At 73.1% G+C, this 20,432-nt stretch carries 18 protein-coding genes and 1 pseudogene; 11 read left to right on the forward strand and 8 right to left on the reverse strand.

What is annotated here, in order from left to right; genetic code table 11:
• Positions 1-18: 18 nt before the first annotated feature.
• Positions 19-1,383 carry an NAD(P)/FAD-dependent oxidoreductase gene (locus tag ACZ6JT_RS01535; RefSeq protein ID WP_469206035.1) on the reverse strand — a complete coding sequence of 455 codons (1,365 nt, stop codon included), beginning with the start codon at positions 1,381-1,383 and terminating at the stop codon, positions 19-21.
• A gap of 364 nt (positions 1,384-1,747) precedes the next feature.
• Here ACZ6JT_RS01535 and ACZ6JT_RS01540 point away from each other — a divergent pair, with 364 nt between their 5' ends.
• Genes ACZ6JT_RS01540 through ACZ6JT_RS01550 form a run of 3 tightly spaced genes read left to right on the forward strand, consistent with a single transcriptional unit; the run spans position 1,748 to position 5,472 of the window.
• Positions 1,748-2,323, forward strand: coding sequence for a (2Fe-2S)-binding protein (locus ACZ6JT_RS01540; RefSeq protein ID WP_469208127.1), 576 nt, complete (start codon positions 1,748-1,750; stop codon positions 2,321-2,323).
• The gene (locus ACZ6JT_RS01545) at positions 2,320-3,327 is read left to right on the forward strand and encodes an FAD binding domain-containing protein (protein ID WP_469206037.1); all 1,008 of its coding nucleotides are present in this window, start codon (positions 2,320-2,322) and stop codon (positions 3,325-3,327) included. Before ACZ6JT_RS01540 ends, ACZ6JT_RS01545 begins: the two co-directional genes overlap by 4 nt.
• Positions 3,328-3,366: 39 nt before the next feature.
• Positions 3,367-5,472 carry a xanthine dehydrogenase family protein molybdopterin-binding subunit gene (locus tag ACZ6JT_RS01550; RefSeq protein WP_469206039.1) on the forward strand — a complete coding sequence of 702 codons (2,106 nt, stop codon included), beginning with the start codon at positions 3,367-3,369 and terminating at the stop codon, positions 5,470-5,472.
• A gap of 106 nt (positions 5,473-5,578) precedes the next feature.
• Here the strand turns inward: ACZ6JT_RS01550 and ACZ6JT_RS01555 are convergent.
• A pseudogene (locus ACZ6JT_RS01555) lies at positions 5,579-6,431 on the reverse strand (LysR family transcriptional regulator).
• A gap of 81 nt (positions 6,432-6,512) precedes the next feature.
• Here ACZ6JT_RS01555 and ACZ6JT_RS01560 point away from each other — a divergent pair.
• Both ACZ6JT_RS01560 and ACZ6JT_RS01565 read left to right on the forward strand, forming a co-directional pair.
• A complete protein-coding gene (locus tag ACZ6JT_RS01560) occupies positions 6,513-6,926 on the forward strand; it encodes a cupin domain-containing protein (protein WP_469206041.1) in 414 nt (137 codons plus the stop codon).
• A gap of 47 nt (positions 6,927-6,973) precedes the next feature.
• Complete coding sequence (locus tag ACZ6JT_RS01565; RefSeq protein WP_469206042.1) at positions 6,974-7,333, forward strand: DoxX family protein; 360 nt, start codon at positions 6,974-6,976, stop codon at positions 7,331-7,333.
• Between the two features lie 15 nt (positions 7,334-7,348).
• Here ACZ6JT_RS01565 and ACZ6JT_RS01570 read toward each other — a convergent pair whose 3' ends face one another.
• Positions 7,349-8,278 carry a helix-turn-helix transcriptional regulator gene (locus tag ACZ6JT_RS01570; RefSeq protein ID WP_469206044.1) on the reverse strand — a complete coding sequence of 310 codons (930 nt, stop codon included), beginning with the start codon at positions 8,276-8,278 and terminating at the stop codon, positions 7,349-7,351.
• Positions 8,279-8,334: 56 nt separating this feature from the next.
• Between ACZ6JT_RS01570 and ACZ6JT_RS01575 the strand changes: the two genes are divergently transcribed.
• Together ACZ6JT_RS01575 and ACZ6JT_RS01580 are read left to right on the forward strand one after the other, a co-directional pair.
• Positions 8,335-8,802: a hypothetical protein gene (locus tag ACZ6JT_RS01575; protein ID WP_469206046.1), complete on the forward strand. Its 468-nt coding sequence runs from the start codon at positions 8,335-8,337 to the stop codon at positions 8,800-8,802.
• Complete coding sequence (locus ACZ6JT_RS01580) at positions 8,799-9,362, forward strand: NIPSNAP family protein (protein WP_469206048.1); 564 nt, start codon at positions 8,799-8,801, stop codon at positions 9,360-9,362. Before ACZ6JT_RS01575 ends, ACZ6JT_RS01580 begins: the two co-directional genes overlap by 4 nt.
• A 212-nt stretch (positions 9,363-9,574) precedes the next feature.
• On the opposite strand, the gene ACZ6JT_RS01585 is transcribed toward ACZ6JT_RS01580, so the two are convergent.
• Positions 9,575-10,102, reverse strand: coding sequence for a winged helix-turn-helix transcriptional regulator (locus ACZ6JT_RS01585; RefSeq protein WP_469206050.1), 528 nt, complete (start codon positions 10,100-10,102; stop codon positions 9,575-9,577).
• A 121-nt stretch (positions 10,103-10,223) separates the two neighbouring features.
• On the opposite strand from ACZ6JT_RS01585, the gene ACZ6JT_RS01590 reads away from it, so the two are divergent.
• The 3 genes from ACZ6JT_RS01590 (at position 10,224) to ACZ6JT_RS01600 (ending at position 12,667) form a co-directional block, all read left to right on the forward strand.
• Positions 10,224-11,645: an MFS transporter gene (locus ACZ6JT_RS01590; protein WP_469206052.1), complete on the forward strand. Its 1,422-nt coding sequence runs from the start codon at positions 10,224-10,226 to the stop codon at positions 11,643-11,645.
• Between the two features lie 309 nt (positions 11,646-11,954).
• Positions 11,955-12,446 (forward strand): DUF2975 domain-containing protein, encoded by a 492-nt coding sequence (locus tag ACZ6JT_RS01595; protein ID WP_365470626.1) that lies wholly within the window; start codon positions 11,955-11,957, stop codon positions 12,444-12,446.
• Positions 12,446-12,667, forward strand: a complete 222-nt coding sequence (locus ACZ6JT_RS01600; protein WP_469206055.1) for a helix-turn-helix domain-containing protein — start codon at positions 12,446-12,448, stop codon at positions 12,665-12,667. Before ACZ6JT_RS01595 ends, ACZ6JT_RS01600 begins: the two co-directional genes overlap by 1 nt.
• Before the next feature lie 168 nt (positions 12,668-12,835).
• Here the strand turns inward: ACZ6JT_RS01600 and ACZ6JT_RS01605 are convergent, their stop codons facing one another.
• The gene (locus ACZ6JT_RS01605) at positions 12,836-13,951 is read right to left on the reverse strand and encodes an AI-2E family transporter (RefSeq protein ID WP_469206056.1); all 1,116 of its coding nucleotides are present in this window, start codon (positions 13,949-13,951) and stop codon (positions 12,836-12,838) included.
• Positions 13,952-14,088: 137 nt separating this feature from the next.
• On the reverse strand, positions 14,089-17,871 hold the full coding sequence (locus ACZ6JT_RS01610; protein ID WP_469206058.1) for an nSTAND1 domain-containing NTPase: 3,783 nt from the start codon (positions 17,869-17,871) through the stop codon (positions 14,089-14,091).
• 190 nt (positions 17,872-18,061) lie between these two features.
• On the opposite strand from ACZ6JT_RS01610, the gene ACZ6JT_RS01615 reads away from it, so the two are divergent.
• Entirely contained in the window at positions 18,062-18,529 is a 468-nt protein-coding gene (locus ACZ6JT_RS01615) for an RICIN domain-containing protein (protein ID WP_351299808.1), read from the forward strand.
• Positions 18,530-18,596: 67 nt separating this feature from the next.
• Here ACZ6JT_RS01615 and ACZ6JT_RS01620 read toward each other — a convergent pair whose 3' ends face one another.
• Together ACZ6JT_RS01620 and ACZ6JT_RS01625 are read right to left on the reverse strand one after the other, a co-directional pair.
• Positions 18,597-19,433: a sugar phosphate isomerase/epimerase family protein gene (locus ACZ6JT_RS01620; RefSeq protein WP_469206061.1), complete on the reverse strand. Its 837-nt coding sequence runs from the start codon at positions 19,431-19,433 to the stop codon at positions 18,597-18,599.
• 92 nt (positions 19,434-19,525) lie between these two features.
• Positions 19,526-20,419, reverse strand: a complete 894-nt coding sequence (locus ACZ6JT_RS01625; RefSeq protein ID WP_469206063.1) for an SCO6745 family protein — start codon at positions 20,417-20,419, stop codon at positions 19,526-19,528.
• Positions 20,420-20,432 lie beyond the last annotated feature (13 nt).

The following is a 20,432-nucleotide window of genomic DNA, read 5'->3' on the forward strand; positions in this document are numbered from 1 at the left end:
GCTCTCTCGCCGGAGCTGTCAGCCGCCGTCGGCCGCCGTGCGGGCCCGCACCTCCTCCGGGGTGAGGTAGTGGTCCGTGTACTCGAAGTCGCGCAGCGTCCCCGGCTTGTACGTCTGGAAGCCGGTCCGAACGAAGTCGTCGCCGGCCACGGCGTTCAGGAGCCAGTTCGTCATCACCCGGGTCTTGGCGGCCCCGGTGCGCAGCGCCGCCCAGTGGTAGCCGCGGGCCACGGCCTGGGCGGGCATCCCGCGCAGGTCGATGCCGAGCGGCCGGGAGACGCCGTCGCGGCCGCCGAGGTCCACGACCAGCCCGAGGTCCTTGTGGACGTACGGGCGCAGCGGCGTGCCCCGCAGCGTGGCGACGAGGTTGTCGGCGGCGACCCTGCCCTGGCGCGCGGCGTGCTGCGCGGTGGGCGGGCACACCGCACCGTCCCCGCCGCCGGCGAGGTCGGGCACGGCGGCCGCGTCACCGAGCGCGAACGCGCCGTCCGCGCCCGGCACCCGCAGGTCCGGTGCGACGACGAGGCGGCCGCTCTTCGCGGTCTCGGCGCCCAGCGTGGCGATGAGCGGGCTCGCGGCCACGCCGGCGGTCCAGATGAGGGTGCGGCAGGGCAGCACGCGCCCGTCGGTGAGGGTGACGTCCTCGGGGCCCGCCTTGGCGACGGACGCACCGAGCGAGACCTCGATGCCGCGGCGGCGCAATACGTCGAGGGCTGCCCGGCCGAGCCGGTCGCCGAGCTCGGGCATCAGCTTCGGGGCCACGTCCACGAGGTGCCAGCTGATCTCGCGCTGGTCCAGCCGGGGGTAGCGGCCGACGGCGTTCTTCGTGAGCCGCTCCAGGGCGGCGGCCGTCTCCGTGCCCGCGTAGCCGCCGCCCACCACGACGAAGCCGAGCCGTGAGGCCCGCTCCGCCGAGCCCGGTGCGGCGGCGTCGGCCAGGTCGAGCTGGGCGATCACGTGGTCGCGCAGGTGGGCCGCCTCGGCCAGCGTCTTCATGCCGCGGCCGTGCTCCGCCAGGCCCGGGATGTCGAAGGTGCGGGTCACGCTTCCCGGCGCGAGCACCAGGTGGTCGTACGGCTGGTCCACCAGCTCCCCGGTGATCTTCCGGATCACGCAGACCTTGGCCCGGGTGTCGACGCCCACGGCCCCGCCGGGCACGATCCGGGTCCGGTGGCGGCGGCTGCGGCGCAGTGACACCGCCACGGACTGGGGGGTGAGCACTCCGGAGGCCACCTGCGGCAGCAGGGGCAGGTAGAGCTGGTAGGAGAACGGAGTGACCAGCAGGATCTCCGCCTCCCCGGGTGACAACGTCCGCTCCAGGCGGCGTACGCAGGAGACGCCGGCGAAGCCCGCGCCGACGACCACGATCCTCGGTCGTGCCATGGTGTCCGTCCCTTCTCGGGTGTACGGGTCCCCGACACGCCTTCCCCGGCAGGCCGTTCCATGCACGCGCGAACGGGGACGGAACCGGATCCGGAGGGCCTGGACGGCCACCGAAACGGCCCCGGGCGGCCCCGGACGCCCGCCGGAACGGCCCCGGATGGCGCCGGACGCCCCCGTATGGCGCCACCCCGAGGCGCGGGAGTGCGGTGCGACGCACCGCCGGATCGGGCCGCCGCCCCGGGGTCACCGCCACACACGCGCACCCGCTTGTCCCACAAGGGAGGTGTGAGATCCGCCCCGGCCGGTTATCCCGAGGGGTGGTATGTCGCGATTCCTGGACAAAGGGGCAACAGTGGCGCATCCAATGGAGGAGACCCGCTCCCGCGTCGGGCTGCAGGTGAACGGCCGGCGCCACGAGCTCGACGTGGACCACCGGGTCACCCTGCTGGACCTGCTGCGGGAGCACCTCGGCCTGACCGGCGCCAAGAAGGGCTGCGACCACGGCCAGTGCGGTGCCTGCACCGTCCTGGTCGACGGCCGGCGCGCCAACAGCTGCCTGCTGCTCGCCGTCGCCCACGACGGCAGCCAGGTCACCACCGTGGAGGGTCTGGGCGACGACGAAACGGGCCGGCTGCACCCGTTGCAGGAGGCCTTCATGGAACGGGACGCCTTCCAGTGCGGCTACTGCACGCCCGGCCAGCTCTGCTCCGCCGCCGGCCTGCTCGCCGAGGCGGCCGCCGACCCCGCAGCCGCGGACCTCAGCCGCTCCGGGATCGCCGAGGCCATGAGCGGCAACCTGTGCCGCTGTGGCGCGTACCCCCGCATCGTGGACGCCGTACGGGACGTCGCCGCGGTCCCGCAGGCCGCCGCCCCAGCCGAGACCCCGGCTCCCGCCCCGGCTCCCGCCCCGGCTCACGGTGACGGTCGGGTGGGCGCGTGAAGCCGTTCGCGTACGTGCGCGCCACCGATCTCTCCGAGGCCATCGCCGCCCACGGCGCGCGGCCCGGCTCCCGCTACCTCGGCGGCGGCACCAACCTCGTGGATCTCATGAAGCTCGGGGTCGAAGCCCCCGACACCCTCGTCGACCTCACCGGCCTGCCCCTCGGCTCCGTGGAGGAGACGGCGGACGGCGGCCTGCGGATCGGCTCCGCGGTGCGCGGCAGCGACCTCGCGCTCCACCCCCTCGTCCGCGCCCGCTACCCCGCCCTGTCGGAGGCGCTCCTGGCCGGTGCCTCCGCCCAGCTGCGCAATGTCGCCACCACCGGCGGCAACCTGCTCCAGCGCACCCGCTGCCCCTACTTCCAGGACCTGGCCAAACCCTGCAACAAGCGGGAGCCCGGCACCGGGTGCGGCGCCCGCGACGGAGTCCACCGGGACCACGCCGTCCTCGGCCACTCCCCGCAGTGCATCGCCACCCACCCGTCCGACATGGCCGTGGCGCTCGTCGCGCTCGACGCGGGCGTCGAACTCCAGGGCCCCGGCGGTGCCCGTACGGTGCCCGCGACCGCCTTCCACCGGCTGCCGGGCGACCGACCCGAACGGGACACCGTCGTCGAGCCCGGCGAGATCGTCACGGCGGTCACGCTCCCGCCGGAGCGCGCCGGCCTCCCGTCGCGTTACCGCAAGGCCCGCGACCGCGCCTCGTACTCCTTCGCGCTCGCCTCCGTCGCCGCCGTGCTCGACGTCTCCGGAGGACGCGTCCGCCATGTGGCGCTCGCCTTCGGGGGGCTCGCGCACCGCCCCTGGCGCGCCACCGCCGCCGAGGAACGGCTGCTGGGCGCCGCCCCCACCGCGAGCGCCGTACGGGAGGCCGTCGAGGCCGAGCTGGACGCGGCGGAGCCGCTGCGCGACAACGCCTTCAAGGTCCCCCTCGCCCGCAACCTCGCCTGCCACGTGCTCGACTCCCTCGCCGGGAGTCCCCCCTCCCGCGGCCCGCGCTCCTGAAACGTCCCTCCGCCCCTCCCCCGATCGTGAGGACCCGCCATGGACTCCAGCCCCGCCGCCCCGGCGCCCTCCCTCGGCAGCCCCGTCACCCGCCTGGAGGGCCGGGAGAAGGTCACGGGAAGGGCCCGCTACGCGGCCGAGTACGCCCTGCCGGACCGGGCGTACGCATGGCCGGTGCCCGCCACCGTGGCGCGCGGACGCGTCACCGCCGTCGACACCGCCGGCGCGCTGGCGCTGCCCGGTGTCCTCGCTGTCCTCACGCCCTACGACGCACCCCGGCTGGGCTCCTCCGACGACCCCACCCTCCGCGTGCTTCAGGACCCCGAAGTGCCCCACCGCGGCTGGTACGTGGCCCTGGCCGTCGCCGAGAGCCCGGAGGCCGCCCGGGCCGCGGCCGCGGCCGTCCACGTCCGCTACGACGTCGAGTCCCACGACTGCGTGCTGGACACCGGCCACCCGGCCGCCTACACGCCCGAACAGGTCAACGGCGGCTATCCGGCCCACCGCGAGAAGGGCGACGCGGCCGCCGCGTTCGCCGCCGCGCCGGTGCGCGTCGACTGCGCGTACGCCGTACCGCCGCTGCACAACCACCCCATGGAGCCGCACGCCGCCACCGCCCACTGGGAGGCCGACTCCGGCACCCTCACCGTGTACGACTCCAGCCAGGGATCCGGACTCGTACGCTCCACACTGGCGGCCCTCTTCGAGCTGCCCGCGGACCGCGTCACCGTGGTCTCCGCACACGTCGGCGGTGCCTTCGGCTGCAAGGGCACCCCCCGCCCGCACGTCGTCCTCGCCGTGATGGCCGCACGGCACACCGGCCGCCCCGTCACCATCGCCCTGCCCCGGCGTCACCTCGCGGCCGTCGTCGGCCACCGCGCGCCCACTCTGCACCGCGTGCGCCTGGGCGCCCGTACGGACGGCACGCTCACCGCGCTCGCCCACGAGGTCACCACCCACACCTCCCGGGTCCGGGAGTTCGTCGAACAGGCCGCCGTGCCGGCCCGCGTCATGTACGCCGCGCCCGCCCTGCTCACCACGCACCGGGTCGTGCCCCTCGACGTGCCCACGCCGTCCTGGATGCGGGCGCCCGGCGAGTGCCCCGGCATGTACGCCCTGGAGTCGGCCATGGACGAGCTGGCCTGCGCCCTCGGCATCGACCCGGTCGAGCTGCGCGTCCGCAACGAGCCGGACGCGGAACCCGACAGCGGCCACCCGTTCAGCAGCCGCCATCTCGTGGAATGCCTGCGCGAGGGAGCCGCCCGGTTCGACTGGGCCGCGCACCGCACACCGCGCCAGGACGGGCCGCTGCTGATCGGCACCGGAGTCGCCGCCGCCACGTACCCGGTGTACGTCGCGCCCTCCTCGGCGCGGGCGCACGCCCTCCCCGACGGTACGTACCTCGTGCAGACCAACGCCACCGACCTCGGCACCGGCGCCCGCACCGTCCTGGCGCAGATCGCCGCCGACGCGCTGCGGGTCCCGCTGGACCGGGTGACGGTGGAGATCGGAGACTCCGGGCTGCCGCAGGGCTCGGTGGCCGGCGGTTCGGCCGGGACGGCCTCCTGGGGCTGGGCGGTCCACGACGCCTGTACGAGCCTGGTCGCCCTGCTCGCCCGCCGCTCCGGCCCGATCCCGGAGGCGGGAGTGTCCGTCCCCGCGGATACGACGGCCTCCGCCAAGCAGAAGTCCCCATACGCCAGGCACGCGTTCGGCGCCCACTTCGCGGAGGTGCAGGCCGACACCGTCACGGGTGAGGTCCGGGTCCGCAGGCTCCTGGGCGTCTTCGCCGCGGGCCGCATCCTGAACCCGCTCACCGCCCGCTCCCAGTTCGTGGGCGGCATGGTCATGGGCCTGGGCATGGCCCTCACCGAACACAGCACCATGGACCCGGCCTTCGGGGACTTCACCGAGAACGACCTCGCCTCCTACCACGTCCCCGTCCACGCCGACGTGCCCGACATCGAGGTGCACTGGCTGGACGAGCACGACAAGCACCTCAACCCGATGGGCGGCAAGGGCATCGGCGAGATCGGCATCGTCGGCACGGCGGCGGCCGTCGGCAACGCCTTCCACCACGCGACGGGCCGCCGGATCCGCGAACTCCCGCTCACCCCGGACCGGGTCCTGGCGGCCCTCGGCTGAGGAGGACCGGGCGCCCGCGCGCCGGGCCCTGCCGCGCAGGCTGCGGGTCAATAGGTGCGCGCACCCCTCACGCAGTGACCCGGGCGGGCGCGGTCGTCCGCGGCGCTCAGTGACGGTAGGCGGCTGCCGCGATCTCGATGAAGGACCGGACCAACGGGTTGGTGTCACCTTCGTTGCACACCGCCACCACCCGGCTTGGCGCCATGTCGACCAGCGGCACCACGGCCAACTCCGCGGGCAGGTCGTGTCCGAGGGGGGCCAGGCCGACCGTGCCGTTCCACAGGACGGCGTGCAGGCATTCCTGGACGGCGCGCACCACCGGGCCCTCGCGCGGCGTGCCCCCGTTCCAGTACGACTGCCAGATCGGGTCGGTGCCCTGCGGGAACTGGAACCAGCGGCGGTCGCTCAGCTCGGCCAGCCGCAGCGTGTCACGCCCGGCGAGCGGATCGTCGGCGCGCAGGACGACGCCGACCGGGTCGGTTCGCAGCGCACGCACCGTCAGGGCGGTCTCGTCGAAGGGCGCCCGGGTCAGGGCGACGTCGACCAGTCCGGCGCGCAGCCCGCACGTCGGGTCGGTCAGGTCGGTGTCGCGGATGCGGATGTCGACGCCGGGGTGGGTGCGGCGGAAGGCTGCGGCCAGCCTGGACACTCCTGGGTCGGGTACCGTCGCCCAGGATGCCGACGGTGATGACCGCGGCGCCGGCCGCCGCGCTCACGCGTACACGGACGCGGTCGGCATGGTCGAGCAGGGCCCGCGCCTCGTCGAGCAGCACTGCGCCCACCGCAGTGAGCGTGACGCCGGCGGGTGAGCGGGCGAACAGCTGGGCCCCGACATCGGCCTCCAGCCTCTTGATCGCCCGGCTCAGCGGCGGCTGGCTCATGTGCAACCGGTTGGCGGCCCGGCCGAAGTGGAGTTCCTCCGCGACGGCCACGAAATAGCGCAAGGTACGTAGCTCCACGCTGCAACGATACCCACGAGGTATCAGCGCTGCGGAACGGGTCTTGGACACGGGCAGGCGCCCGGCGGTGCACTGGTCCGCATGAGCGAAGAACGCGCGGCCCAGGCGCCGCAGACCGACCCCGCCGTATCGGTCGTGGGTCCCGGCGACGGTGAGACGATCGTTCTGGGCACCACGCGCATGCGCGTCCTGGAGGACGGCAGCCACACCGGGCACCGCCTCGCGATCACCGAGTCCGTCCTCGCCCCGCACACCCAAGGACCGCCGCAGCACCGCCACGCCCGGCACGACGAGGGCTTCTCCATCCTCTCCGGCACCGTGCGGTTCACCGTCGGGGACCAGGCCTACGACGCCACCGCGGGCACGCCCGATCTGTACGTGCAGTACTTCCGGGACCTCCGGGAAGTGCGCGCCGGCGGCTCGCCGTTGACGCCCCAGGCCAACATCGACGCGATGAGCCGCTACGCGACCGAGCCCGCCACGGATCTCGGCTGAACCAGTCGAGGGGACCTCCGTGAACCGATCACCCATGAACGGGAACCATGAACATCGCCTACTGGCTCGTCGCGGGACCGCTCGCGCTCTTCTACGCCTACGCGGGCACGCTGAAGGTGGTCCGCAGCCGTGATCGGCTCCGGCCGATGATGGCCTGGGTCGACCGCGTGCCGTTGCCCGCCCTCAGGGCGCTGGGAACGGTCGAAATACTCGGTGCGACGGGCTTGGTCCTGCCGCCGCTGACGGGCATCGCGCTCCCGCTGGCGCCGGCCGCGGCCGTCGGCTTCGTGCTCCTCCAGGCAGGTGCGATCGTCGTCCACCTGACCGGCGAAGACCGCCGGATCGCCCTCAACGTCGGACTCACCACCACGGCGGCCATGACCGTCTGGCTGGCCACCAGTCTGTGAGGGAACACGGTCGGGTCAGCCCCCGTAGCGGCTCACCAGGGTGCGCGCGGTCTCGGCGATGCGGTCGCGCAGTTCGGCCGGTGCCACCACCTCGATGTCGGTGCCCAGGCGCAGGAACTCTCCGTGGGCGTGGTCGATCGACTCGATGGGCACCCGGGCCTGCGTCCATCCGTCACTCGTGGGTGTCACGCCGAGGCGGCGGGCGCCCTCCGGGGTGAGCCGTACGAGGGCTTCCGCCGTGTGCAGCCGCGCCCGGAAGTCGGCCAGATGGCCGTGCCAGTGCCCGGCCAGGTCGAACCCGTCAGGAACGGCGAACTGCTCCTCCAGCGGACGGAGTCCGAGGATCTGGTCGATCCGGTAGGTGCGGATCCCGGAGGGCCCGCCCGCGACCAGGTACCAGCGGCCGGCCTTGAGTACGAGCCCGTACGGCTCGACCCGCCGCTCGATCTCCTCCGGCGCCCGCCAGCGCCGGTACCTCAGTACCACCGCCCGCCGTGCCCACACCGCGGCGGCGACCGGGGCCAGGTGAGGCGTATGGTCGGCGTCGCCGTACCAGCCGGGAGCGTCGAGCAGGAAGCGTTCCTGGATCTGCCCGGCGTGCTCGCGCAGCTCGGCCGGAAGGGCGGCCCGCAGCTTGAGCTGGGCGGCGGCGAGCGCCTCGCCGAGGCCGAGCTCGGCGGCGGCGCCGGGGAGCGCGGCGAGGAACGCGGCCTGCGCCTCGTCCGCGGTCAGTCCGGTGAGCCGGGTCCGGTAGCCGTCGACCAGCCGGTAGCCACCCGCGTGTCCGGCCGCACCGAACAGCGGGATGCCGGCGGCGCCGAGTGCCTCGACGTCCCGGTAGACCGTACGGACGGAGACCTCCAGTTCCTCGGCCAGCTGCCGGGCCGTCATCCGGCCGCGGTTCTGGAGCAGGAGAAGCAGGGTGACCAGCCGGCTCGCACGCATGCCGCACAGTATCCACTGACAGTGGATGTCAGTGGAGTGCCCCTAACCTGCGGTGCATGAACGACTTCGACTTCCTGCACGGCTCCTGGGACGTGGCCAACCGCCGTCTCACCGCACCGCTCGGCTCAGACCCCGCCACGTGGGAGGAGTTCCCCGGTCACGCGGTGGTCCGACCGCTGTTCGGGGGCGCCGGCAACATCGACGAGATCACCTTCCCCACGCTCGGCCGCCAGGGCGTGAGCCTGCGGCTCTTCGACCGCGCTACGGAGCGCTGGTCGATCCACTGGTCCGACAGCCGGACGGGCCGCCTGGATCCGCCGGTGGTCGGCGGCTTCGCCGGTGACCGCGGGGACTTCCACGGCGAGGACACCTACGAAGGCCGCCCGATCGGAGTGCACTTCACCTGGTACCGCCTCGGCCCGGACACCGCCCGCTGGGAGCAGGAGTTCTCCTCCGACGGCGGCCGCACCTGGGAGCTCAACTGGACCATGGACCTCACCCGCAGCGGACGCGCCGGCGCATGAGCATCGTCGAACTCCGCCAGTACACGCTGCGCCCTGGAGCCCGGGAGACGCTGATCGAGCTGTTCGAGCGCGAGTTCGTGACCGGTCAGGAGGCGGTCGGCATCACCGTGGGCGGCCGGTTCCGCGACCTGGACGACCCGGACCGCTTCGTCTGGCTGCGCGCGTTCCCCGACATGTCGCGCCGCCGGCGCTCGCTGGAGGCCTTCTACACCGGCCCGGTCTGGCGGGAGCACCGTGAGGCCGCCAACGCCACCATGATCGACAGCGACGACGTCCTGCTGCTGCGCGGGCCGGGCTTCACGCCGGAGCCGGGTAGCCGTGAGGTGGTCGCGACCGTCTGCCATCCGGCCGACGCGGCCGCCTTCGGCTCGTACGCCGCCCGCCACCTGGGTCCTTGGCATGCGCTGCACCGCACCGAGCACGCCGAGAACGACTACCCCCTCCTGCCCGTCCGCACCGGGGAGGACGTCCGGGTCTGGTTCGACTCGCCGAAGTCACCCCCACGCGCGCTGCCCTGGCCGACCCGGCGGCTGCGGCTCGAACCGGTGACGCGCACGTAGGGCGCGCTCACCTTCCACCCGCGCCCGCGTTCGTCCTGGATGTCGTCGGCGGGGCTGGGGTGGATGCTCGCCGGCTCGCCGAAAGCGGCTACGGGGTCCTCGTCGTGGACCCGGTGGACAAGCGCGTACGGTCGGTCGGCCTGCCGCGAGGGGCGGCAGCCGCTTCTGCTCCGGCTCGTTCGTCGGCGGCCCGCTCCTGGTCCCTGCCGAGTTCAGGAGCCTTCGATCGGCCCGGACCGATCCCATCCGGGCGCCCGCACGTCGATCGTGAGACCGCCCGAGCCCGCCTCCTCACCGCAGGTCCGGCACGTCGGCTTCAGGTCGAGGTCGTGCTCGGCCTCGTGCTCGGAGCCGGGCCCTCCGCGATGCCGGAAGGCCACCGGCGGGGTGTCCACCGCCCAGCGATCGCCCCAGGCCAGCAGCGCGTGCATCACCGGTGCGAGATCGCGGCCGGCCTCCGTGAGGTGGTATTCGAAGCGCAGGGGGCGCTCGCTGTAGGGGCGGCGCTCGACCACGCCCGCCTCTTCCAGCGCGCGCAGTCTGGCGGCGAGGCGGTCGCGGGGCGCGCCGGTGTTGCGGACGATCTGGTCGAAGCGCTGGTTGCCGTAGAAGATCTCGCGGATCGCCAGGAGGGCCCAGCGTTCGCCGACGAGTTGCAGCGCGGCGGCCGCAGAGCACGGCCGACCAGGCACTTCGGGGTGCGGAACCGCGTTCTCGCCCTGCTTCGCGTTCGACTTCACGTCCCCATCCTCTCGTTCACGTCCCCATCCTCTCGCGAGTCCGTTGCGTTTTCAAACCCGCACGGCTAGCCTCTCGCCCATGAGAGTTGGATTTTCAAACCCACAAACGGCATCCCGAGCCGTGTTCGCGACGGTCGCCACCGCGGTCTTCATGTCGAACCTCGACCTCTTCATCGTCAACGCGGCCCTCCCGGCGATCGGCGACTCCTTCGGCGGGAGTGGCCTCGGCTCGCTCTCCTGGGTCCTCAACGGCTACGCGATCGTCTTCGCGGCGCTCCTCGTAGTCGCCGGCCGCGTCGCCGACCGCTCCGGCCACAAGCCGGTCTTCCTGACCGGATTGGCGGTGTTCACCCTCGCCTCGGTCGGCTGCGCACTCGCTCCCGACGTCGGGACGCTGGTCGCGGCACGGCTCGTACAGGCGGCGGGCGCCGCCCTGCTGATGCCGACGTCGCTCGCGCTGCTGCTCGACACGACGGCGCCCGAGAAGCGCGCCGGGGCGGTGCGGGCCTGGGCGTCGATCGGCGGGATCGCCGCCGGACTCGGGCCGGTGGCCGGCGGGCTGCTGGTCGAGGCCGGCTGGCACTGGGTGTTCATCGTCAACGTGCCGGTGGGGATCGCGGCGTTCGCGCTCGGTGTCAAGGTGCTGCCGTCGCCCGGACGCGCGGGGGCGCAGAAGAGTCCGCTGCCCGACCTGTTCGGCGCCGCCCTCCTCACCGGATCGATCGCCACGCTCGCGCTCGGCCTGATCAAGGCGCCCGACTGGGGTTGGGCGAGCGCCCGCACCCTCGGCGTCCTGGCCGGCGCAGTGCTGCTCGCCGTCTGGTTCGTCCTGCGCTCGGCCCGCCACCCCGTGCCGATCGTCGAGCTGCCGCTGCTCCGGGTCCCGGCGTTCGCATCCGCTGCGGGCGCACTAACGCTCTTTACCATCGCGTTCGCCGGAATGCTGCTCGGCGCGGTGCTGTGGTGCCAGGGCGTGTGGGGCTACTCGGCCCTGCGCACCGGCTTCGCCATCGCGCCGGGCCCCCTGCTGGTGCCGCCGGTCGCGTTGCGGATCGGGCCCGCCGTCGCCAGATTCGGCGCGGGCCGCGTCGCGCTGGCGGGATCCGTCCTGTTCGCGGCCGGCATCCTGTGGTGGGCCGCGACGCTCGACACCGGCTCGGCGTACGCGGCCTCGCTCCTACCCGGCATGATGCTGACCGGACTCGGCGTCGGCATGACGCTCCCGGTCCTGACCGGGGTGTCGGCGGCCGCCCTGCCGCCGGCCCGCTTCGCCACCGGCTCGGCCATCACGTCGATGGGCCGCCAGATCGGCGCGGTCCTCGGTGTCGCGATCCTGGTCGGCGTCCTCGGCACGGCGGCGCCCGGGCAGACCGTCACCGCGTTCCGGCACGGCTGGTACGCGGTCGCCGCGGCGGCCCTGCTCGCGGCGTGCGCGACGCTCCCGCTCCTCCGCAATCCGCGACCGGCTGCCGACGGCGCCAAGGCGAGCAACGTCGCTGAGGCGGGCGACGCCGCAGAGGCCGCGAGGGCCGGCGCCGCCTGAGAAGCGAGCGAGTCCCGTCCGTCGACGAACGGACGGGACGGTGTCTCCGAAGGGGAGATCCAACCGCGCCGGCCGACCCGTCCCCGGCGCCGGCAGGCCGCGCTACGTGACCCGGCCTTCACGACGCGCCGCGGGCCACGTGCCCCCGTTCCACTCGGCGACGGCACGTGGCTCCCCACGACCAGGACACGGTCCAGCGCCGGACAACCGCCTGGCCCTGGACCGCCGTCCGCCTCTCCTTCCCCCACCCCTTGCCTCATCTATCGAGATTCGATAGATTTCCACCGTAACTCGATGGAAGGATGGGTCGTGGGGAAGCTGACAGTACGTGCGCTGCGCGCCGTGCTCGTGGTGGTGATGGCCGGCACCGTGTTCGTACAGGCAGGCATGGTGTGGACGTTGGTCAGCGGGAACGACCCGGAGGACGGGTCGCTCCCGCTGACCCCGCTGCGAGTGATCACGATCCTGGGCATGGTGTCGGTCCAGGTCGCCCTGGTCTGCGTATGGCGGCTGGTGACGATGGTGCGACGCGGAACCGTGTTCTCCCACGCCGCCTTCCGCTACGTGGACGGCGTGATCGGCGCCATCGTGGCGGCCGCCCTCCTGTGGTTCGCGGTCACGGCCGTCAACGCGCCGGGCCAGCGGGAGGATCCGGGCGTCACCGTCATCATGGGCGGGGTCGGCCTGGCCATCCTCGGGGTCGCTCTCATCGTCCTCCTGCTGCGGATGCTGCTCAGCCAGGCCGTCGCGCGCGACGTCGAAGCGTCGCAGATGCAGGCCGAGTTGGACGAGGTCATCTGATGCCGATCGCCGTCGACATCGACGTGATGCTGGCCAGGCGGAAGATGTCGGTGGGCGAGCTCGCGGACCGGGTGGGGATCACTCCCGCCAACCTGGCCGTACTCAAGAACGGCCGCGCCAAGGCCGTGCGCTTCGCGACGCTCGCCGCGCTCTGCGAGGTGCTCGAGTGCCAGCCGGGCGACCTGCTGCGCTGGGAGGCCGAGGACACCGCCGACGGATGACGTGCCCGGGGCAGGCGTGACGGCACCCGACACCCCAGGCTCGTGACCGGTATTGCCCTCCGGACAGCACCGGGGCACTGCGAGGAGCCCGGCCCGGCTCCGCGCTCCTCGCCCGCATCGGCTCCAGGTCCGGGTCCGGGTCCGGGACAGCACTGACACTCCCCCGGCCTACGAGGGCGCGGGAGCGGTGGGAAGCGGTTGGTCGGCGTCCGGCTCGTGCGGTGGTTCACTGAGCTGCTCGCGAAGGTAGTTCCAGACGACGGCGACGAGTGCGGCCGCCGGTACGGCCAGCAGGCTGCCCACGACGCCGGCCAGGCTGCCGCCCAGCGTGACCGCCAGCAGGACCACCGCCGCGTGGAGACCGAGGCTGCGGCTCTGGATCATGGGCTGGAACACGTTCCCTTCGAGCTGCTGCACCGCGACGATGATGGCCAGCACGATCAGCGCGTCCGTCAGACCGTTCGACACCAGCGCGATGAGCACCGCCACCAGGCCGGCGAACAGGGCTCCCACGATCGGCACGAATGCGGAGACGAAGGTCAGCACTGCCAGCGGCAGCACGAGCGGTACGCCTACGATCCACAGGCCCAGGCCGATGAACACGGCGTCGAGGAGGCCGACGAAGGCCTGGGACCGGACGAAGGAGCCCAAGGTCTGCCAGCTGCGCGCGGCCACGACCGGGATGTCGGTCGCGAGCCGGCCGGGGAGTTGGCGGGTGAGCCACGGCAGGAAGCGGGAGCCGTCCTTGAGGAAGAAGAACATCAGGAAGAGCGCCAGGACGGCGGTGACCAGACCGTTGAACACGGTGCTCACGCCCGTGACGACGGTGGAGACGGCGCTGCCGACGCTGTTCTGAAGGCGGTCGATCGCGGCGTCGGAGGCACCGGTGATTTGCTCGTCGCCGATGTTCAGCGGCGGCCCGGCCGCCCATTCGCGCAGCCGTTGGATGCCCTCGGACACGCCGTCGACGAGTTCGCCCGACTGGGAGGCCACGGGTACGGCGATCAGTGCCGCGATGCCTGCGGCCAGGAGGAGGAACAGCACGGTCACCGTGGAGGCGGCCAGAGCGGGCCGCCACCCGCGCCGGCGCAGGAAGTCGGCCAGGGGCCAGGTCAGGGTGGTGATGAACAGGGCGACTATGAGCGGCCAGACGACCGACCACATCCGGCTCAGGATCCACAGGGCCGCCGCCGCCATGACCAGGACCACCAGCAACTCGGCGCAAACCCGTGCCGACGTACGGAGTGCGGCGGCGGCCTTCGTGGAGCTCAACGTGACAGACATGGGGTCACCCTATTCACAATTCCCCACGCACCTGGGAACCACCGATGACAGCCACGGCCCCTGTGCCCGGGACGGGCCCCGGCCAGGTCAAGAGCGGCGCCCGGCACTGCGGTTCCCCGGTTGACCGCCCTCGGCTGTCACGTGGCGGGGCAGGGCGGGTCGAAGTCGACCGCCGTGAAGTACTGGTCCCATTGGGCTCGGGTGATCCGGGGGTACGCGCTGTCGCAGATGCGGGTGGTGACCTGGTCCAGGCCGGTGTCCCGCAGCCGGATCGTGAAGTCGTTGCCGCCGGTGGCCAGGGTGTTGCCGTCCGGGCTGAATGCCACGGCCGGTACGGGGTTCGAGTGGCCGGTGAGGACGGTGGGGGTGGCCGCACCGCTCAGGTCCCACAGCAGCGCCTTGCTGTCCCCGGCGCCGGCTGCCAGTCTGCGGCCGGCCGCGTCGAAGGTCAGGGTGTAGAGCCAGGAACCGGAAGCCGGCAGCTGCGCGACCTTCGCCGGGCGTCCGATGTCGCTGACGTCGATCAGCCAGACCGTCTTGTCCGTACGGTGGAAGGCGGCCAGCCTCCGGTTGTCGGCGCTGAACACGCCGCCGGTCAGAGGGTCGGAGCGGAACGGTGACGGCCGTTCCCGGGGGTTGCGCGGTTCGCTGATGTCCCAGAAGCGCAGCGAACCGGACTCGCCGGTACTCGTCACCAGCGTGCGGCCGTCCGGCCGGAACGAGGCCATGGTGACGTGCGGCCCGTCCTCGGCGATCCGGCTCAGCGGCCGCGGGTTCCCTGGATCGGTCAGGTCCCACAGTCCGGCCGTGGCTTGTGCCCAGACGGCCAGTACATGGCCTCCCGGGCCGAAGGCCGCACCGGCGACCTCGCCGCCGTCAGGGGTGAGGACCGATGTCAGCCGCGGCTTCCGCGGATCCGTTACGTCCCACACGCGGACGGTGCCGTCCTCGCCGGCGGTGACGAGGATGCGCCCGTCCGGGCTGAACGCCACGCACCGGACGAACTTGGTGTGCCCGCGCAGGACCGACAGGGGCCACAGGGCCCGGCCGCCGGTGACCTGCCACAGCCGTGCCGTGCCGTCCCAGCTGGCGCTGGCGAGCAGCTGGCCGCCGGGGGCGAACGCCAAGGAGGTGACCACGTCGTCGTGGGTGGCGAGCGACAGGTCCCGCAGGTCCAGGAGCCGGTCGGCGTTGCCGAGCATGCGGCCGTCGGAGCTGAACACGGCTTGGTAGAACCCGCCCTGAAGCGTGCTGGTCCGCTTCGGGTTCGCCGGGGCGGCGACGTCCCAGAACTGGGTGGACCCGCCTACCGAGACGAAGGTGCTGCCGTCCGGGCTGAACGCCACCGACCAGACGATCGCGGGATGCCCGGACAGGACGGCCAGTGACTCCGCTCGCCGACTGCCACTGCTAATGCCACTGCTACTGCTACTGCTACTGCTACTGCTACTGCCGGCGATGTCCCAGACGCGTGCGGTGCGGTCCCAGCTGCCCGTCGCCACCGTCCGGCCGTCAGGGCTGAAGGCGGCCGAGGTCACGGTGTCGGTGTGTCCGCGCAGGACGTCGAGGAGGAGCGGACGTTCGGGGTCGTCGACGCCCCACAGTCGGGTGGTGGTGTCGCCGGTGGTCGCCACCGTGCGGCTGTCCGGGCTGAAGGTCACCGAGGTGACCGTGCCGGAGTGGCCGGGCAGGGTGGCCAGCAGCCGCGGGTGGCGGGGATCGTTCACGTTCCACAGCCGCGCCGCACCGTCGGTATGGCCGGTGGCGATGAGGCCGCCGGCCCCGCACGCCACCCACGTCGGCGCGGACCGCTGGTCCGGCAGGGTACTCAGCTCGGCGGGCGCCCGCCGGTCCGTCACGTCCCAGAGGCGCACCGAGCGTTCGCTCGCCGTGGCCAGTACACGGCCGGCGCCGTCGAAGGCCACCGCCATCAGCCGCTCCGGCTGGTGCACGACGGCCAGCTGTACGGGGTGGTGGGCGTCCCCGACGTCCCACAGCCTTGCCGTGCCGTCCCAGCTCGCCGTGGCCACGACCATGCTCTTCGGGGCGAAGGAGATCGAGACCACGTCGGATGTGTGACCCGTGAGCCGGCTCGTGTACGGCGTCGCGAACGCGCTCATGAGCTGGTCGCGGACATCGCCGGTGACTGCCAGCCGGTAGGCGGCCAGGTTCAGCTGCGCCGCGAGCGCGGGGTTGTGCTGCCGCACCTCGGCCGCGTCGGCGGCTGCCTTCCGCGCGATGGCGACGTTGCGCTGCCGGAGGGCGGAGTCGCGCGAGTCGACGGCCAGCCCGCCCGCGGTCGCCGCGACGACCATCAGCACGGTGAGCAGCGTGACCAGCTGCCGCAGGCGGACCGTCCGACGCCTGGCCGCGGCGATCTCGCCGGCCTCTGCTTCCCGGCTCGCGTCGAGGAAGCGCCGTTCCCTGGAGGTCAGCCGACTGCCGTCGGCGGCGGCCAGGTCCAGGGCCGCGGCCAGGCGGGCGCCCCGGTACAGGGCGTGTCGGTCCTGGTCCAGGGCCTCCCAGCCGGCGGCCGCGTCGGTGAGCTGCCGGTGCAGCAGCAGCCTGTCGCGGTCTTCGGTCAGCCAGCCGCGCAGCCTCGGCCAGCACCGGATGATCGCCTCGTGGGTGATCTCGACGCATTCCCGGTCCAGCGTCACGAGCCGTTGCCGGGCCAGGGTTTCGAGCACGTGGACGGTGTCGGCGCTCGGGTCCAGCTCGTCCCTGGTGATCCGGCGCCTGGTGTCCTCGGTGCCGTCGCCCAGCGCGGTCAGCCGGAGGAACAGGGACCTGGCGAGGTCTTGCTGCACCGGCGACAGGGCCCCGTAGGCGGACTCCGCGGTGTGGGCGAGCGCGTGCTGGATTCCGCCGGCCGCCAGGTATCCCTCCAGGGTCAGGCGCCTGCCGCAGCGCCGGCGCCAGGTCTCGACCATCGCGTGCGAGACCAGGGGCAGCGCACCCGGCTGACCGGTCGCGTCGGCGACCACGGCCGCCAGCAGCGGGCCGGTCACCGTGCAGTCGACCAGCGCGGCGGGGCGGGTGATGGCCTCGCGCAGTTCCTGGCTGCTCATCGGACCGACCGCGATCTGCGCGTCGCGGATCGCCTCGACCAGCCGGGAGTCCTGGACGCAGTGGCCGTAGAAGTCGGCGCGCACGCCGAGTACCACCCGGGTTCGGCTGGTCGCCGCCGTGGCCGCCGCGAGCAACATGGCGATGAACGTGTCGCGTTCGTCCCGGTCCGCGCAGAGGGTGAAGACCTCCTCGAACTGGTCGACGACGATCAGCGTGTCGACGTCCGGTGCGCGGTCGACCATGGCCTGTCGGATGCGCAGGTGCAGTGCCAGGGGATCGTCCAACAGCTCGGTCACCAGCGCGCCGGGGGCCTCTCCCGTCGCCGCGGCCAGGTGGATCGCGCACTCCTCCACGGGATGCGGGCGCGGCGTGAACAGCATCACGGGCCACCCCGACGCCCGTGCGCGGGCGACGAGCCCGGCACGCAGCAAGGAGGACTTGCCCGATCCGGACGGCCCGAAGACGGCCAGGAAGCGGCGGTCGTGCACCTTCGCGAGCAGCTCGCCGGTCAGGCGCTCGCGCCCGAAGAAGCGGTCGGCGTCTTCCGGCTGGAACGCCGACAGCCCCGAGTACGGCACGTTCCGTCCGCTGGTTTCCCAGGGTTCCTCGCGACGTGCGCTCGCGGCGACCTCGGCGGCGGCCGCATGCCATCGGGTTTCCCATGCGCGGCGGTCGCCCTGGCACGCCTCGACGTAGGCGAGCGTGACGGCAAGGCTCGGAAAGGTGTGCCCGCCCGCGGCGTCCGACAGGGTCGTGGACGAATAGTGCGCCCTTTTCGCGAGTGCCCGGTAGGGCGGCCGTCCCGCCGCCTCGCGCAGCTTCCGGAGGTCGGCCGCGAAGCGTGTCACAGGACCTGAGTCCGGGTCGAGCGGGCGTTCGGGGCGTGGCATTGCCTTCCTCTCTGCGGCTTTCCGCGGCCGTGTTGGGTGGTGTTTGTCCAGCTTTTGATGTCCGGAACCCTCGTTCCGGCGCCGGACATCAATCGGTGGCTAGACAGGGGTCAGCGCAACCGCGCAACGGTGATGGGAAGGGGAAATCATGAGGTCCGTACGACGACTGATGCTGCTGGCGGCGGTCACGGGGCTGCTGGCCGGCCCTGTCTTGACGGGCTCGCCGGCGTACGCCGCGGCCCCGCTGCTCAAGTCCAACCTGAACGGGAGGTGCGCCGACATCTTCATGTTCCACCAGGAGAACGGGGCCTCCACCGTGACGTGGGACTGCCACGGCGGCACCAACCAGCAGTGGTACTGGGACGGTGAGCAGATCCGTTCCAACATGAACGGCAAGTGCCTGGAGATCTACGGCCCCCACCTGGGTGACCAGGGCTCGGTGAGCATGTGGGACTGCAACGGCGGTCTCCACCAGAAGTGGTACCGGAACGGGAGCGAGATCCGTAACCGGGTGAACGGAAAGTGTCTCGACATCCTGGCCGGACGGCCGGACATCGGCCAGCTCCTCGTGAGCTGGAGCTGCAACGGCGCGCGGAGCCAGAGCTGGGACTTCTGAACGCCTGCCCGGTCCGGCACCTCGCGTGCCGGGCCGGGCGGGCCCACGACTGGGGAGAACCGACCGCTCAGAGTCGAGGCTGCAGCCCGCGATAACCGGCCGTCCGATTGTCCGCCGGGGCCTGTCCCGCCACCAGGCTCTGCAGGTACTCCCGTCCTTGCGTGAGCTGTGCGGGCAGGTCGGCGGCGTCGGGGTACCAGCGTTTCTCGTACTCCCAGCAGAGCCAGCCGTCCGGCGGTGCGGCGGCCACCACTTCGGGGAGGGGGAGCACTCCGGTGCCGAGAGCCATCGGGGTGAGGTCCCGCACTGACCGTACGTCCTTCACCTGTACGTAGCCCAGGTGCGCGGCCAGGGTCCGCCGGGACCGGGCCGGGGGTTCGCCGCCGAGCCAGGTGTGCAGGACGTCCCACACGGCGCCGACGGCCGGGTGGGCGACGCGGTCGAGCACACGGGCGGCCGCGGTCGCGGTGCGATGGGAGTCGTGGGTCTCCAGCAGGATCCGTACGCCGTGTCTCTCGGCCCAGGGCGCCGCGGCGAGCAGACGGCGCACGGCGTGGGCGTCGGCGGTCTTCTCGGGCTGGTCGGCGCCTCCCGGGAAGACGCGGACGTACGGGGCCTGCAGATCGGCGGCGAGGCGGATCAGGGAGCGCAGTTCGGCGAGGACCGGCTCGTCCTCGCCGGGGGCGGCCACCCTTGCGTAGCCCGCGACCGCGAGGGCGGTGATGCCTGCGGCGGTGAGGGCCCGCAGCCCGGCGGCGCGCTCGGCGGCCGGGCTCTCGGGATGCAGGGGCTCCTCGGGATGGGCACGCAGTTCGAGGCCGTCGAAGCCGTGGGAGGCCGCGAGGGCGGCGCTGCGGTCGAGCGGCACGCCCGGCAGGCCGAGCGTGGAAAAGGCGTACTTCACGAACGGCTCCCCTCGGTCGACGGATCCATGGTTCCGGGGTGCTGCGGAGATGATCGAACGCTACCGCGAGCATGTGGACCGGGCCGGCGGGGTCAGCCCTCGTAGTCGTACTTCATGCCGATGCCCAGGGTGCTCTGGGTCGGGAGGAGGCCGGCGCCGACGATGTCGAGGACCGGCGGGAGGAGGAGTTCAGCGAGCCGGGCCGTCTCCTGCGGGGTCAGCGCCGACCAGGGGCCGGAGGCGAGTTCGTCGGTGAGCTTCTCGACGGCGGTGCGCAGTGCCAGTCCGGCTCCGGTGGCCGTGCCGTCCTCGGCCAGCAGGTTCCGGGCGGCGAGCCGCTCGCGGGCGGCGTTCCACTCGTCGGCGGACCACTGGCGGCTCTCGAACCACTCGGCCGGGGCGGCGCCCGCACCGGAGTGCAGGACCAGCGACTCGACCGCGTCGAGGTGGTGGGCCTGGAGGGCCGCGAGGTGGCCGTCCCCGCGGTGCTCGCGCAGGATCGTCGCCGCGTGCCAGAGCACGGCGTGCGGAGCGTCGGGCCAGGGCAGGGCGGTGTTGGCGGCGGCCAGCGGCCGGCCGGCCGTGGCGGCGGCCTCGGCGGCGCGCCGGGCGAGCATCGCCGCCTCGGCCAGGTCCGGGGATGCGGTCCGCTCGCCGAGGAGGGCCCGCAGGGAGCGGTCCGCGGCGACGGCGCGGACCGCGAGCACCCGGGCCGGAGGGGCGGTGTGCCAGGACCGCGCGACGTACCGCTCCACCATTCGCGGGCTGAAGCTGAAGAAGAGGGCGTTCACGAGTTCCGGTCCGGCCGGGCCGAGAGGGGCGGCCCGAAAGGCGAAGTACATCGGCCACCGGTCGTCGGTGGCGTAGCCGAGCGCGCCGGCCTCCTCGTAGGCCTCGGGGGCGAAGTAGACGATGGCGTGTACGGGTTCGAGCAGCTGCCACAGCTGCCTGACCGCACCCGGTCCGTGTACGCCGCTGTACGTCATATCGCTTTCCCCC

Source organism: Streptomyces sp. NPDC046308 (assembly GCF_055588065.1).